The sequence below is a fragment of the Yimella sp. RIT 621 genome, from assembly GCF_004146205.1.
GTDB classification, from domain to species: domain Bacteria; phylum Actinomycetota; class Actinomycetes; order Actinomycetales; family Dermatophilaceae; genus Yimella; species Yimella lutea.
In genome coordinates this window covers 1-823 of the sequence record NZ_SEIP01000040.1, presented here as the reverse complement: position 1 = coordinate 823, position 823 = coordinate 1, and the positions used below count along the sequence as shown (strand labels likewise).

Genomic DNA, 823 nt, shown 5'->3' with positions numbered 1-823 from the left:
TCCGGCGCATTTACGGTCCTGGTTCGACAAAGGCCGCTACCACTTGGAGTTCGACGGACCCGTCGACCAAGGCGAACTCCTCGAGCAAGTGTTGAACGAAGCCAAGAACGCGCTGTTCCAACAAACCCGCCACACCGACAGTGATCGCGACAACAACTGCGATCAGGACTGCAGCCAGGACCCCGCAATCGAGTCCGACCAAGACACCACGGCTCAACGGATTCCGGCCGCGTTCGGCGGGCCCGAGTCCGGCACCGACCACGCCCCCGATCTTGGCACGGACCTGGGTGACGGTCTGGACGCGGCCGGGAAACCACGGATCACTCTGGCGGACGCGTTCCTCGAAGCCATGCTCCGCTCGCTTCACGCCGGCACCGGCGGGGTGCCGGGTCGGGCGGACACCTACCGGGTGCTGTTCCACCTCGACGCCCACGGACACGGCTGGTCGGGCGGTGCCGGAGCCCTCCCACCCGCACTCCGCGAGAAACTCTCGTGTGACGGGCTGATCGTGCCGATCATCGAGAAGAACGGGTACCCCGTCGACGTCGGACGCACCCAACGCATCGTCCCTAGACGAACCCGCCGCCTCGTGCACGACCGGGACCACGGCTGCCGGTTCCCAGGGTGCGGAACCCACCGGTACGTCGAAGTGCACCACGTCATCCACTGGTCCAAAGGTGGCAACACCGACCTGGGCAACCTGATCAGTCTCTGTCCCTTCCATCACGACCGTTTACATGCCGGCGACTTCACCATCACCACGTTGTCGCCAGGGTTCTTCGTGTTCCGAGGCCGGTACGGCGACCGCTTCGGCTACCGACCG

At 65.5% G+C, this 823-nt stretch carries 1 protein-coding gene; it reads left to right on the top strand.

Annotation, left to right across the window (positions count from 1 at the left end):
• Nucleotides 1-823, top strand: an 823-nt coding sequence (locus EU513_RS15590; RefSeq protein WP_129627804.1) for an HNH endonuclease signature motif containing protein, incomplete at both ends; no start/stop codon positions are given.